Consider the following 12,988-nt stretch of genomic DNA (forward strand, 5'->3'; position numbering starts at 1 on the left):
AACTGGAAGCAGGCCCTCGCCCAACTCGCGATCGCCTACCCCGACCGCATCAACCCCCACCTGTAAGCCCAACTCAAAGTAAAGAGATCGGCCGCCTTACACAGAAAAGTTGACACGCTCCCTCGCTGCCCGTCAGGCCAGGCTGACCGCGCACCTCGACGACCTGCAGCCCGACGCCTCCGACCGCTCGGTCGGTGCGCAGGTGGCGCTGGCGCGTCACGAGTCACCGCACCGTGGGGGTCGGTTGCTGTCGTTGGCCTGCACCCTGGTCGACGACCTGCCTCACGTCCTGGCGGCTCTCGACGACGGGCTCATCAACGAACACCGCGCCGAGATCCTCAGCACCGAAGCCGACCACGTCCACTCCGCCCTGCGCCCGGACTACGACACCGCCCTCGGCGAGCTGCTGGCCACCAGCGCACCCCTGGGCGACCGGGCGCTGCGCCTGGCCGCGCAACGCATCGCGATGCGCCTCGACGACCACGCCGCCACCCGCCGCCGCGAACGCGCCCACCGCAACCGCCACCTCACCAGCTGGCGCCGAGACGACGGCACCACCCAGATCACCGCGATCGTCTCCGACGTCCACGCCAGCGCGATCATGCAGTCCCTGCACCAACGCGCCGCCCAGCTCAAGACCCAACCCGACGAGGACCGCTCGACCGCCCAGATCGTGGCCGACCTGTTCGTCTCCCGCCTCACCGGCCAAACCACCGCCACCGCCAGCCCCGTCGCGATCAACCTCGTGATGTCTGCCGAGACCCTCCTCGGCGACGGGGACGAACCGGCGGAGGTGGTGCCGATGTACGGCGGCGCCGGCGGACCCATACCCGCCTCCGTCGCCCGCAAGCTCGTCACCTGCGCCCCCGAGATGGGCACCCGGATCCGGCGCCTCTTCGCCGACACCGACCAGCTCGTCGCCATGGAATCCACCTCGCGGACCTTCGACGGACTGCTGCGCCAGTTCATCACCCTGCGCGACCGCACCTGTCGCACCCCGTGGTGCAACGCCGCCATCGCCCAGCACGACCACATCACCCCCGACCAGGCCGGCGGCCCCACCAGCACCCCCAACGGCCAAGGCCTCTGCACCGCCTGCAACCAGCTCAAGGAAGAACCCGGCTGGCACCACCGCGTCCTGCACCACTACGACCTCGACCCCCACCACGTCGAGATCACCTCACCCGCCGGACAGACCGCCCACTCCCGCGCCCCCGACCCACCCGGACGCATCCCACCCGAACCCACCTGGGTAGAGCAGTCACCCGGCCACTGGGTCCTCAGCGCCTGACCCGACGAGGCGCTACGCTGCGCCCACCCTCGACTCGGGAGGCACCATGGGCGGCACACTGCGCTGGATCAAGCGCCGCGCCTGGTCGCTCGCGGTGGCCGGCGCCCTGGTGCTGGCCCTCGGCAGCACCGCGTGGTGGGTCACCCACCCCGACGTCTTCGACGAGGCCAGGGGCTTCGGCGTCGGCGGCAAGGGCTTCCCCGCCGGCGGGACGTGGTACTTCGGGGCTGTCATCACCCCGGAGCGCGACGAGCGCCGCACCCTGGAGCTCAAGTCAGCGACACCGGTCGTCCGCTCCGACACCGCCGACGCAGAGCTCGAGGTGTTCCTCTGCGAGGTCGATCCCGAAGCAGAGGTTGCCGGCGTCGGCGCCCAGAGGCGGGAGCCGACCAACATCTGCCGGGTCTTCGAGCCCGTCAGCGACGGGATGCGCTTCCTGACCGGCGGAGGCGAGCCTCGACACGAGCTCATCCTGCGCGTGCGCACGACCCAGCCGGGCGTGGTCCGGGTCGAGGGCATCGAGGTGTCCTACCGCGACGGCCTGCGCCGCGGCACCCAAGTGACCGGTGCCGACGTGACCGTGCGGGCCCCGGCCGACCGCTCACGTCAGAGGTAGCCCCAGTCGGTCAGCACGGCCTCGCAGAAGTCGTCGTTGGTGCCGGTCGACCCGAAGATCAGCTCCCGCGAGATCTCCTCGAAGGTCTCCGCGTCGACCATGATCTCGAACCTGACCTGGCCCGAGTTCTTGGCGATGAGCCGACCGTCGTCGCCGTACAGACGAGCGCCCCCGGTCCCGAGGAAGACGATCGTCAGGGTGCCGTCGCCGTTGTCGGTGACCGACTGGTCCTTGCCCAGCGTGTTGGGCTGGATGTCGGTGGCCGTCTGACCGGTGGCCAGGTCGGTCAGGATGGTCCGCACCCTGACGTGCTCGAGGTAGTAGGCCTCGCTGTCCGGGCCCCGGGTGTTGACCTGGTAGCGGACATCGGCGACCCCCTCGACCAGGACATCGATGCCCGCTCCGCAGAAGTCGTCGTCGACGAACGAGAAGTCGTCCTGGAAGCTCTCGCGCTCCACGACCTTGGCCGATGCCGGTGCCCCGGCGACGGCCACGAGCGTGCAGGCGAGCAGCACGCCCAGCAGGGCGCGCAGAAGAGGTGGGGTGGTCATGGCTGTCTCCCTCGTCGATCGTGGTCGAGCACTCGGCCACAGCTCCTGACCCACCGAAACTAGACCCGCGGGCCGACCGGCCGGAATGCCCCAGGCTGGGGAGATCGAGCGGCTACAGCTCCTCGAGGATCGCCCGCCGCGCCCGCTCGTGCTCCTCGTCGCTGACCAGCCCCTCGGCGCGCAGCTTGTCGAGCTCGCGCAGCCGGTCGGCCGTCGAGCGGCCCGCGGTCGGCGCCGGGATCGGCGTCGTCGGCCGGCCCCGCAGGTTGGAGGCCAGGTACGTCGCCTCGAAGCCGTCGTCGCTGAGCAGCGTCATCGCCGTGGCGTCGCGCTCGCTCATCCCCGCCTCGCGGGCCATCCGCTGGGCGGTGGTGACCCGCCAGATGGTGCCTGCGACGCCGAGCACGACGGCGACCACGAAGAGAAGCACGAACAGCCCCTCGAACCCGCCGCCGCCGGCCCCCGACGGACCGAACCCGGAGGGGTAGCTGCGGGTCCACTCACCCCCGGAGTAGGTGCAGGTCGGCAGGTCGCCGTTGGCGTTCGTGCGGAAGCACTTGGCGGGCGGATCATCCGGGCCCGAGAAGGCCAGCAGCACCGAGATCATGGCCGCAGCCTAGGTGCCCTCGCGCCGTTTCGTGCGCGCCGTCGCCGGGGCGCTCCACGGGTCCTCCGGCCAGGGGTGTCGGGGGTAGCGCCCGCGCATCTCGCCCCGCACCGCCGGGTAGGCCGACTCCCAGAACGACGCCAGGTCGGCGGTCACCGCCAGCGGCCGCCGAGCCGGCGACAGCAGGTGCAGCAGCAGCGGCACCCGTCCGTCGGCGAGCCGGGGTGTGCTCGCCCAGCCGAAGACCTCCTGCAGCTTCACCGCCAGCACCGGCTGCTGGGCGTCGGCGTAGTCGACGCGCACCGACGACCCGCTCGGTACGGCGACCCGCTCCGGCGCCAGCTCGTCGAGGCGGGCGGCCTCGGGCCAGGGCAGCAGCCCCCGCAGCCCCGACGGCACGTCGAGCCGGGCCAGGTCGCGCCCCGACCGCACCCGCGACAGGTCGAGCCAGCTGTCCAACCCCTCGAGCAGCGCCTCGTCACCCACGTCGGGCCACGGCTCCCCCAGCGCCGCGTGCAGGAACGCCAGCCGGGCCCGCAGCTCGCGGGCCGACTCCTTCCACGGCAGGGCGGCCAGCCCGTCGCGGCGCAGGCCCTCACGCACCGCCGCACCCACGGCCTCGACCGGCGGCTCGGCCAGCGGCGCCGAGGCCAGCTCTATCGCCCCCAGCCGGGTCACCCGCCGGGCGACCACGCGGCCGTCGCGCCAGACGACCTCGTCGTCCTCGCCCCACCGCGCGGCCGCTGCCTCGAGCGCCAGGTCGGCATCGATCGGGGCCGCCGAGCGCACCCGCGCCTCCCGCTCCCCCGCCCGCCGGTCGACGTCGGCCACCGCCAGCCACTCCAGCCCGGCCAGCGCCGACTCGCCACGTGGCAGCACCGCGCCCGTGCCGCCCACCATCAGGTACGCCGCCCCGCCGGGGCGACGGCGCGCCACCCGGTCGGGGTGCGCCAGGGCCACCACGAGGCCCACCGCCAGGTCGTCGGTCAGCTGCTCGGCCGGGCGGGGTGCCCTCTCGACGTACCCGTTCAACCGCTGCACCGCGGCCTTCCACGGCCCCGACCCGGGGCCGCCGCGGCGCAGCTGGCGCAGCCCGGCGACCAGGTCGCCCCCGGGCGGGCGGACGTCCTCCGACAGCATCGCCACCACCTCGGCGGCCCGCCGGGCCCCGACCAGCGCGGCGCCGTCGAGCAGCGCCCGGGCCAGCCTCGGGTCGACCGGCACGGCCGCGACCTCGCGCCCGCGGTCGGTGACCTGGCCCGAGCCGTCCACGGCACCCAGGTCGGCCAGGGTGGCGCGGGCCGTGGCCAGCGCCGGCGCCGGCGGCGCGTCCAGCAGCGCCAGCCCGGAGCCGTCGGGGCTGCCCCACACCGCCAGCTCGAGCGCCAGCCCGGTCAGGTCGGCGACGGCGATCTCGGGCTCGGGGTGCTCGGGCAGGTGCGCGTGCTCGGCCTCCGACCAGCACGGGTGCACCCGGCCCGGGCCCTCACGACCGGCACGGCCGGCGCGCTGCGCGGCAGCGGCCCGCGAGACCCGCACGGTCACCAGCCCGGCGAGCCCGCGACGGTGGTCGGTGCGCGGCTCGCGCGACAGCCCGGCGTCGACGACCGAGCGGACCCCGGGCACCGTCAGCGACGACTCCGCCACCGCGGTCGATACGACGACGCGGCGGCGCGGCCCCGGGCTCAGCGCCAGGTCCTGCTGCTCCCCCGGCAACCGGCCGTGCAACGGCCGCACGTCGGCCTCGACCCCGGCCAGGCGGCGTACGACGCCGTCGACCTCGGCGACGCCGGGCACGAACACCAGCACGTCGCCGTCTCCCTCGGCCAGGGCCGCGCGGGTGGTGGCCGCGACGTGGTCGAGGAACCCCGGCGTCACGCCCCGGTCGTCCACCCGCAGCACGCCGGGCGGCAGGGGCCCCCAGCGCCGCTCGACGGGGTGCAGGGCTCCGGGCACGTCGACCACCGGCACCGCGGGGTCGCCGAGCAGCGCGGCCGTGCGCTCGGCCTCAACGGTCGCCGACATCGCGACCAGCAGCAGGTCCTCGCGCAGCACCGAGCGCACGTCGACGAGCAGCGCGAGGGTCAGGTCGGCGTCGAGCTGGCGCTCGTGCACCTCGTCGAGCACCACCGCACCGACACCGGGCAGCTCGGGGTCGCGCTGCAGCCGGCGCAGGAGCAGCCCGGTGGTGACCACCTCGATGCGGGTCGCCGCCGACGTACGCCGCTCGCCGCGCACCGCGTAGCCCACGGTCTGCCCCACGGGCTCGCCGAGCAGCGACGCGAGCCGGCGGGCCGCGGCCCGCGCCGCGATGCGCCGCGGCTGGGTCACCACGACCCGGCCCTCGCAGAGCAGGGCCACCGCGGGCGGCACCATCGTGGTCTTGCCGGTGCCCGGGGGCGCCTGCACGACCGCGCTACCGCGCTCGCGGAGCGCCGTCCGGAGCGCGTCCAGCCCGCCGACGACCGGCAGGTCGGGCGGGTCGGCGAGCAGCCGCTGCAGCGCGTCGCTCAGGTCAGTGCTCCTGCACCAGCGACCCGTCGAGCACGGTGGGCCGACCGCGCAGCAGCGTGTGGCGCACCGAGGCGCCGAACGTGCGACCGTGCCACGGGTTGTTGCGCGAGAGCGAGACCGAGGCGTCGCGGTCGACGGTCACGTCGGCGGAGGGGTCGACCAGCACGATGTTGGCCGGCGCACCCACCTCGAGCCCGCGCCCCTGGCCCTTGAGCCCGGCGATGGCGGCGGGGGTCGTCGACATCACCCGGGCGACGTCGGCCCACGTCATCAGGCCGGTCTCGACCATCACCGAGGCCACCACCGGCAGCGCCGTCTCGAGCCCGAGCATGCCGAAGGCGGCGTCGACGAAGGCGTGCTCCTTGTCGTGGCGCGCGTGCGGCGCGTGGTCGGTGGCCACCGCGTCGATCGTGCCGTCGGCGAGCGCGACGCGCAGCGCCTCGACGTCCTCGGCCGGGCGCAGCGGCGGGTTGACCTTGTACGTCGGGTCGTAGTCGCCGAGCAGGTCGGTGGTCAGCAGCAGGTGGTGCGGGGTCACCTCGGCGGTCACCGCGATCCCCTGCGACCTCGCCCAGCGCAGCACCTCGACGGTGCCGGCGGTGGAGGCGTGCGCGACGTGCACCCGCGAGCCGGTGTGGCGCGCGAGCATCACGTCGCGGGCCACGATGACCTCCTCGGCGACACCGGGCCAGCCCGGCAGCCCGAGGCGGCCCGACAGCTCGCCCTCGTGGCAGCACGACTGCGGCCCGGCGAGGTCGGGGTCCTGGGCGTGCTGGCTGACCACCCCGCCGAACGCCTTGACGTACTCGAGCGCGCGCCGCATGACACGCGGGTTCGCGACGCAGCGTCCGTCGTCGGAGAAGACCCGCACCCGGGCCCGCGAGCGGGCCATCAGGCCCAGCTCGGCGAGCTCCTCGCCGGCCAGCGCCTTGGTGACCGCGCCGACCGGGTGCACGTCGACCAGCCCTGCGGCTCGGCCCAGGTCGTGGACGCGCTCGGCGGCCTCGGCGGTGTCGGTGACCGGGGAGGTGTTGGCCATCGCCAGCACGGCGGTGAACCCGCCCATCGCCGCGGCCCGCGAACCGGTGAGCACCGTCTCGGCGTCCTCGCGACCGGGCTCGCGCAGGTGGGTGTGCAGGTCGACCAGGCCGGGCAGGGCCACCAGCCCGTCGGCGTCGACGACGCGCGCACCCTCGGCCGAGGGCGACCCGACCTCGGCGATGACGCCGTCGACGACGAGCACGTCGGCGCCCTGCTCGCCGAGCAGCGAGGCACCCCGCAGCAGGATCGTGTTCTGCTCGGTCATCAGGAGGCTCCTTCGCCGGCCAGCAGGTGGTAGAGGATCGACATCCGCACCGCGAGACCCGAGGAGACCTGGTCGAGCACCAGCGACTGCGCGGCGTCGGCGGCGTCGGCGGCGATCTCGAGGCCGCGATTCATCGGGCCGGGGTGGCAGATCGGCACGTCGGGCCCGAGCACCGCGAGCCGGTCGCGGGTCAGGCCGTAGCCCACGGTGTACTCCCGCGCGCTGGGGAAGAAGCCGCCGCTCATCCGCTCGCGCTGCACGCGCAGCATCATCACCGCGTCGGCCTTGGGCAGCGCCTCGTCGAGGTCGTACGACGTCGCGAAGCCGGCCTCGCGCGACCACGTGTCGACACCGCTGGGCATCAGGGTGGGCGGCGCGACGACCGTGACCTCGGCCCCCAGCCGGGTCAGGCACTTGACGTTGGAGCGGAAGACCCGGCTGTGGGTCAGGTCGCCGACCAGCAGCACCCGCTTGCCCTCGAGCGTGCCCAGGGAGCGCTGCAGCGTGTAGGCGTCGAGCAGGGCCTGCGAGGGGTGCTCGTGGGTGCCGTCGCCGGCGTTGATCACGCTGGCATCGACCCACTGCGCCACCTGCTGGGCCGCACCGCTGGCGGAGTGGCGCATCACCAGGGCGTCGACGCCCATCGCGGTGATGGTCAGCACGGTGTCGCGCAGGCTCTCGCCCTTGGAGGCCGAGCTGCCCTTGCCGGTGATGTTGATGGTGTCGGCCGAGAGCCACTTGCCGGCGATCTCGAAGCTCGACCGGGTGCGCGTGGAGTCCTCGAAGAACAGGTTGATCACGGTGCGCCCGCGCAGCGCGGGCAGCTTCTTGACCTCGCGCCGCTGCACGTCGTGCATCTCGGCGGCGGTGGCGAAGATGGTGGCGATGTCGTCGACGGTCAGGTCGTCGACCGAGAGCAGGTGCTTCCTCACGCGCCGCCCACCTCGTCCTGCCCGGTGCCGGTGCCGGTGCCGGTGCCGGCGATGCGGACCTCGTCGTGGCCGTCGTACTCGTCGAGGCGCACCATCACCCGCTCGGTGCGGGCGCTGGGCAGGTTCTTGCCGACGTGGTCGGCGCGGATCGGCAGCTCGCGGTGGCCACGGTCGACCAGCACCGCCAGGCGCACCACGTCGGGCCGGCCCAGGTCGCGCATGGCGTCGAGCGCGGCGCGCACGGTGCGGCCGCTGTAGAGCACGTCGTCGACCAGCACGACGGTGCGGCCGTCGATGCCGCCAGGCGGCACCTCGGTGTGCTGCGGGCCGCGGGCGGGCTGCTGGCGCAGGTCGTCGCGGTAGAGGGTGATGTCGAGGGAGCCCACGGGCACCTGGACGCCCTCGGTGGCCGCGATCCGCTCGGCGATGCGCCGGGCCAGGCCCACGCCGCGCGTCGGGATGCCCAGCAGCACCAGGTCCTCGGAGCCCTTGTTGCGCTCGAGGATCTCGTGGGAGATGCGGGTCAGCGCCCGGGCGATGTCACGGGCGTCGAGGACCACGCGGCCCTCGTCGGTGGTCTCGGGAGGCGCACTCACGTGGCCGGACCTCCTTCTCCGCCTCACGGGACGGCTCGTTAAAGGATGTCGATCGGGAGCACCCTAGCAGTGGGCCGCCGGCAGCCCGAGCGTGAAGACCGTGCCGGCGCCCAGCTCGGAGCGCAGCGTCACGCTGCCGCCGTGGCGCTCGGCGATGTGGGCGACGGTGACCAGGCCCAGCCCGGTGCCGGGCTGGCGCAGCGCCGCCGGGTTGCTGCTGCGGTAGAAGGCCCGGAAGAGCCGGCGCTGGTCGTCGTCGCTGATGCCGATCCCGTCGTCGCGGACCTCGATGACCACCCGGTCGCGCTCGCGCCGGGCGCTGACGCGCACGGTGCCGCCGCGACCGGTGTACTTCACGGCGTTGCTGACCAGGTTGCCCAGCGCCCGGTCGACCTCGTCGTGGTCACCGGCGACGACCAGGTCGTCGCCCTCGACGTCGACGACCAGCGCCAGGCCCTCAGCCAGGGCGGTGGGGGCGATCAGGGCCTGCAGGTCGGCGACCACGAGCGCCACGTCGACGTCGCGGGCCACCAGCGGGTGGGTCGGGTCGCTGACCCGGGCCAGCAGGAGCATGTCGTCGACGATCTGCTGCATCCGCTCGGTGCCCCGGGCCAGCGCCGTGTGGTGGCGCTGCGCCTCGGGCGAGGTGCCGAGGTCCTCGAGCATCTCCAGGTTGCCGGCCACGACCGTCAACGGGGTGCGCAGCTCGTGGGTCAGCGTCGCGACGAGCCGGGCCCGCTCCTCGGCCAGCTCCTGCAGCTCGTGCACGACCCGGCGCTCCCGCTCGAGGGCGTACGCCGTCGCCAGGGCCGCACCCAGGTCGTGGCCGAGCTCGAGCGCCGCTGCCGTCTCCGCGGGCGACCAGGCCGGGTCGCCGGGGCGGCGGGTCAGCACCAGGAACCCCAGCACCTTCGGGCCGGCCCCGAGCGGCACCCCCAGGAGTCGGGCGGGCCCCAGCCAGGCCAGGCCCTCGCGGGCGGCCTCGACCAGCTCCGGCTCCAGCCCGGCGGGCAGGTCGCCGTCGCGGCCGGGGTCGACGACCAGCGCCTCCTGGCGGGCCCACAGCGTCGGCGCGATCCGACGGGCCACCTCGCCGACCACGTCGGGCAGCGTCACCGGCGTACCGTCACGCAGCCGCGCCGGGCCACCCGCGGTGCCGTCGCCGTCGGCGACCTGGACCCATGAGGCCGAGGCCGCGAAGCCCTCGACCAGCGGACGGTGGGTGCTCTCGACGACGTCCTCGAGGGTGCCGTCGGTGCCCAGGGCCGCGCTGCGCACCAGCCCGCGGGCTCGTTCGGCGTGCTCGACGCGTGCCAGCAGCGCCTCGCGCTCGAGGGTCGTGACCACGGCCCGCTCGGCCTGGGCGGCGTAGCGCTCCAGCAGCCGCAGCTGCTCGGGCCCGGGCCGGCGCCCCGAGACCGGCTGGTCGACCGACAGGACACCCACCGGGGCCTCGTCGTCGTCGCGCAGCACCGCGAGCAGCCCGTCGAGCGGGTGCCACGCGTCGGGGCCCTTCCCCGGCTCCTCCAGGGTCACGATCCAGTGCCCGGCCAGGTCGTGCTGGCGCTCGCCGTCGATGAAGTGCAGGCGGCCCCGGGGCTCGGCGACCTCCAGGACCTCCTCGAGGACCGCGGCCGGGTCGCTGGCCCACGCGTCCTCGTCGAGCTCCTGGGGCCCGGTGTAGGCGGTGGTGACGAGCTCGTCGCCGATCACCACCGACAGGGCGGCGACCCGGAAGCCGACGAGCTCGGCGACCGACTCGACCATCAGCTGCAGCACGTCGCGCGCCGACGAGTCCGACCAGCCCGTCCGGTCCCGTGGGTGCAGCACGAGCCGGAGCCTAGCCCGGTCGGACCCCGCCTTAGGCTGGATTCCATGACCTCCGCTCCCCTGCCCGACGACGTTGTCGACCTGCTGCGTCGACCCAACCCGAGCGTCGTGGCGACGCTGCGCAAGGACGGCACGCCCGTCACGGTGCCCACCTGGTACCTCCTGGAGACCGAGGGCCCCCGCGCCGGCACCGTGCTGGTGAACATGGACGACACCCGGGTGCGTCTCGGGCACCTGCGCCGCGACCCCCGTCTGAGCCTCTCGGTGCTCGACGCGGAGAGCTGGTACACCCACGTGACCCTGATCGGCGAGGTCGTCGAGATCCAGCCCGACGAGGGCCTGGTCGACATCGACCGGCTCTCCCAGCACTACGCCGGTCGCGCCTACCCCGACCGCGAGTCGCCGCGCACCAGCGCCTGGATGCGCATCGACCGCTGGCACGGCTGGGGCAAGGCGAAGGACTGACTCAGCCCGCGTCGCTCTCGGGATCGGCAGCGACGTCGATGAGCACCTTGCCGACGGCGCCGGCCTCGACGGCGTCGTGGGCGGCGGCGGTCTCCTCGAGCGGGTAGTGGTGCAGCGGCACGCCGACGTCGTCGCCGACCCGGAGCGCACCCGCGGCCACGGCGGCGGTGACGTCCTCGGCCGCGGCGGCCAGCAGGTCCTCGCCGAGGGTGTAGAGCAGAAGGCCCTGCAGCCGCAGGTTCTTGGCGAAGCTGGCCCGCACCGGCAGTGCCGCCTCGGCGCCACCGTTGTCGGCGTAGTAGGCCAGCGTCCCGCGGTTGCGCAGCACCTCGACGTCGAGCGCCAGGTTCTCGGCCAGGGCGACCTCGACCACCAGGTCAACACCCTGGGGCACGATCTCCTTGATGCGGGCAGCGGCGTCCTCGGTGCGGTAGTTCACGACGTGGTGGGCGCCCGCGGCGCGCGCCAGGTCGGCCTTCTCGTCGCTGCTGATGGTGGTCACGACAGTCGCACCCGACCAGACCGCCAACTGGATCGCGGCGTTGCCGACGGCACCGGCGCCACCCGCGACGAGGACCGTGCGGCCCTCGAGAGCGCCGGGAACCAGGCGTGTGGCGTCCTCACCGGCGGTCAGCGCGCGGTGGGCGGTCACCGCGGGCACCCCCAGCGAGGCGCCCAGGTCGTACGACGCCCCCGCCGGCAGCGGGACCACGCAGGCCGTGGGCAGCACCGTGTGCTCGGCGGCCGTGCCGCCCGGGCGGGCCCACTGCGCCAGGATCGTCCAGACCCGGTCGCCCACGGCGAACCCGTCGACGCCCTCGCCGACCGCGTCGACGACGCCGGCGGCGTCCTGGCCCGGCACGACCTCGTCCCAGGGACCGTTCTTCGCGTTGGCGCGGAACTTCCAGTCCGTCGGGTTCACCCCGGCGCGCACGACGCGCACCCGCACCTCGCCCGGTCCGGGCTCGGGCAGCGGGCGCTCCTCGACGGAGAGCACGGAGGAGGGACCGGTCTGGCTGTAGACGACTGCTCGCATGTGGGTCTCAGCGCCGGGGGCGGCCCGCTTGTTCCCGCTCAGAGCGCCTGCGCCATCCCGGCGCACGCCTCGAGCCAGGAGCGGCGGGTGGCGCGGGACAGCTCGGCGTACGGCACCACGGAGCCGGACACCAGGGCGGCGTCGTAGGGCACCCGGTAGACCGCGCGGGTGCGCTGCTCGTAGACGTCGACGAGGTCGGCGGCGAGCTTGGCGTCCACCTTCGGCGAGGGGTCGGACAGCACGGTCACGCACTTGTGCTTGAGGTCGGTGTGCCCGGCGTCCTGCAGCGCGTCGAGCATCCACAGCCCGGAGTAGCCGGTGTCCTCGCGCACCGTGCTGGTCACCACGAGCAGGTCGGCCTGCTCGGCGCTGGCCAGCCAGTTCTCGGCGCGCATGTTGTTGCCGGTGTCGACGAGGATGATCCGGTAGAAGCGCTCGAGCAGCGAGTGCACGGCGGCGAAGTCGTCGGCGTGGATCATCCCGGTGACGTCGGGGCGCTCGTCGGAGGCCAGCACGTCGAAGTGCGCGTCGCCCTGGGAGCGCACGAACGCGCCCAGGTCGCCGATGCGCGACTGGTAGACGTCGCTGAAGCGGCCGAGGTCCTCGAGCAGCTCGCGGGTGGTGTTGCGGTGCGAGCTGCGGGTGCCGCGGATGCCCAGGGTGCCGCGGGTCTCGTTGTTGTCCCAGGCCACCACGCCGCCGCCGCGCACGGTGCCGAAGGTGTAGCCGGCCGCGAGCACACCGGTGGTCTTGGCCGCGCCTCCCTTGGGGTTGATGAAGGCGATGGTGCGCGGGCCGTCGAAGTCACGCTGGATCGCCGAGCGCTGCTGCTCGTGGGCCTGCTCGGCCGGGCCCATCGACAGGCGCACGAGCCCGCCACCCATCCGGTTCAGCGCCCCGCGCCAGCCCCAGGTCGCGGGCCCCTGCCCGCTCTCCTCGGCGCGGCGGTCGAGGAAGTCGGTGGCGGTCATGAACCGGCGCGGCTCGTCGGCCCGGGCGACGTCGGCCGGGGCCGCTGGGACGGCTGGAGCGGCCGGAGCGGCTGGGACGGGTTGCACCTCGCGGGTCGCCTCGGCCGCCGGCTCCGGCGTCCAGGCGGGCGGCGGGCCCAGCGGGTCGGTGAGGGGGTCGCCGACCCCGGCGGCGAACCGGTCGAGCTCGTCGCGCGTGTAGAGCCGGTCGCTGGTGTCCGAGCGGTCCTGGAACTGGCCCTGGGTCATGGTTCCTCCTCGAGCAGGGATGCT

The 12,988-nt window shown here is 74.4% G+C and carries 12 protein-coding genes; 3 read left to right on the top strand and 9 right to left on the bottom strand.

What is annotated here, in order from left to right:
• The first annotated feature begins 109 nt into the window (after positions 1-109).
• Together QWJ41_RS12575 and QWJ41_RS12580 are read left to right on the top strand one after the other, a co-directional pair.
• Positions 110-1,291, top strand: a complete 1,182-nt coding sequence (locus tag QWJ41_RS12575) for an HNH endonuclease (protein ID WP_302708661.1) — start codon at positions 110-112, stop codon at positions 1,289-1,291.
• A gap of 46 nt (positions 1,292-1,337) precedes the next feature.
• Positions 1,338-1,907, top strand: a complete 570-nt coding sequence (locus tag QWJ41_RS12580; RefSeq protein ID WP_302708663.1) for a hypothetical protein — start codon at positions 1,338-1,340, stop codon at positions 1,905-1,907.
• Here QWJ41_RS12580 and QWJ41_RS12585 read toward each other — a convergent pair.
• From QWJ41_RS12585 to QWJ41_RS12615, 7 genes are all read right to left on the bottom strand, one after another.
• Positions 1,898-2,458 (bottom strand): hypothetical protein, encoded by a 561-nt coding sequence (locus QWJ41_RS12585; protein ID WP_302708664.1) that lies wholly within the window; start codon positions 2,456-2,458, stop codon positions 1,898-1,900. The two genes, QWJ41_RS12580 and QWJ41_RS12585, sit on opposite strands and share 10 nt — an antisense overlap.
• Before the next feature lie 112 nt (positions 2,459-2,570).
• The gene (locus QWJ41_RS12590; protein WP_302708666.1) at positions 2,571-3,065 is read right to left on the bottom strand and encodes a hypothetical protein; all 495 of its coding nucleotides are present in this window, start codon (positions 3,063-3,065) and stop codon (positions 2,571-2,573) included.
• Positions 3,066-3,074: 9 nt separating this feature from the next.
• Positions 3,075-5,579, bottom strand: a complete 2,505-nt coding sequence (hrpB, locus tag QWJ41_RS12595; RefSeq protein ID WP_336623293.1) for an ATP-dependent helicase HrpB — start codon at positions 5,577-5,579, stop codon at positions 3,075-3,077.
• 1 nt (position 5,580) lies between these two features.
• Entirely contained in the window at positions 5,581-6,885 is a 1,305-nt protein-coding gene (locus tag QWJ41_RS12600) for a dihydroorotase (protein ID WP_302708668.1), read from the bottom strand.
• Positions 6,885-7,817 carry an aspartate carbamoyltransferase catalytic subunit gene (locus QWJ41_RS12605; RefSeq protein WP_302708670.1) on the bottom strand — a complete coding sequence of 311 codons (933 nt, stop codon included), beginning with the start codon at positions 7,815-7,817 and terminating at the stop codon, positions 6,885-6,887. Before QWJ41_RS12605 ends, QWJ41_RS12600 begins: the two co-directional genes overlap by 1 nt.
• Positions 7,814-8,413: a bifunctional pyr operon transcriptional regulator/uracil phosphoribosyltransferase PyrR gene (gene pyrR / locus QWJ41_RS12610; RefSeq protein ID WP_302708672.1), complete on the bottom strand. Its 600-nt coding sequence runs from the start codon at positions 8,411-8,413 to the stop codon at positions 7,814-7,816. The genes QWJ41_RS12605 and pyrR overlap by 4 nt, the downstream gene beginning before the upstream one ends.
• 63 nt (positions 8,414-8,476) lie before the next feature.
• A complete protein-coding gene (locus QWJ41_RS12615) occupies positions 8,477-10,243 on the bottom strand; it encodes an ATP-binding protein (RefSeq protein WP_302708674.1) in 1,767 nt (588 codons plus the stop codon).
• Positions 10,244-10,288: 45 nt separating this feature from the next.
• On the opposite strand from QWJ41_RS12615, the gene QWJ41_RS12620 reads away from it, so the two are divergent.
• Complete coding sequence (locus tag QWJ41_RS12620; protein WP_302708675.1) at positions 10,289-10,708, top strand: PPOX class F420-dependent oxidoreductase; 420 nt, start codon at positions 10,289-10,291, stop codon at positions 10,706-10,708.
• A gap of 1 nt (position 10,709) precedes the next feature.
• Here QWJ41_RS12620 and QWJ41_RS12625 read toward each other — a convergent pair whose 3' ends face one another.
• Positions 10,710-11,744, bottom strand: a complete 1,035-nt coding sequence (locus tag QWJ41_RS12625; RefSeq protein WP_302708677.1) for an NADPH:quinone reductase — start codon at positions 11,742-11,744, stop codon at positions 10,710-10,712.
• 38 nt (positions 11,745-11,782) lie between these two features.
• A complete protein-coding gene (locus QWJ41_RS12630) occupies positions 11,783-12,964 on the bottom strand; it encodes a MinD/ParA family ATP-binding protein (protein WP_302708679.1) in 1,182 nt (393 codons plus the stop codon).
• Positions 12,965-12,988 lie beyond the last annotated feature (24 nt).

Origin of the sequence: Nocardioides cremeus (genome assembly GCF_030518195.1) — a bacterium.
GTDB lineage: Bacteria > Actinomycetota > Actinomycetes > Propionibacteriales > Nocardioidaceae > Nocardioides > Nocardioides cremeus.

Excerpts from the sequence above, each read along its gene's own strand:
- QWJ41_RS12620 (WP_302708675.1), top strand. The coding sequence starts at position 10,289 with ATGACCTCCGCTCCCCTGCCCGACGACGTTGTCGACCTGCTGCGTCGA.
- QWJ41_RS12600 (WP_302708668.1), bottom strand. The coding sequence starts at position 6,885 with ATGACCGAGCAGAACACGATCCTGCTGCGGGGTGCCTCGCTGCTCGGC.
- QWJ41_RS12630 (WP_302708679.1), bottom strand. The coding sequence starts at position 12,964 with ATGACCCAGGGCCAGTTCCAGGACCGCTCGGACACCAGCGACCGGCTC.
- QWJ41_RS12625 (WP_302708677.1), bottom strand. The coding sequence starts at position 11,744 with ATGCGAGCAGTCGTCTACAGCCAGACCGGTCCCTCCTCCGTGCTCTCC.
- QWJ41_RS12585 (WP_302708664.1), bottom strand. The coding sequence starts at position 2,458 with ATGACCACCCCACCTCTTCTGCGCGCCCTGCTGGGCGTGCTGCTCGCC.
- QWJ41_RS12590 (WP_302708666.1), bottom strand. The coding sequence starts at position 3,065 with ATGATCTCGGTGCTGCTGGCCTTCTCGGGCCCGGATGATCCGCCCGCC.
- QWJ41_RS12580 (WP_302708663.1), top strand. The coding sequence starts at position 1,338 with ATGGGCGGCACACTGCGCTGGATCAAGCGCCGCGCCTGGTCGCTCGCG.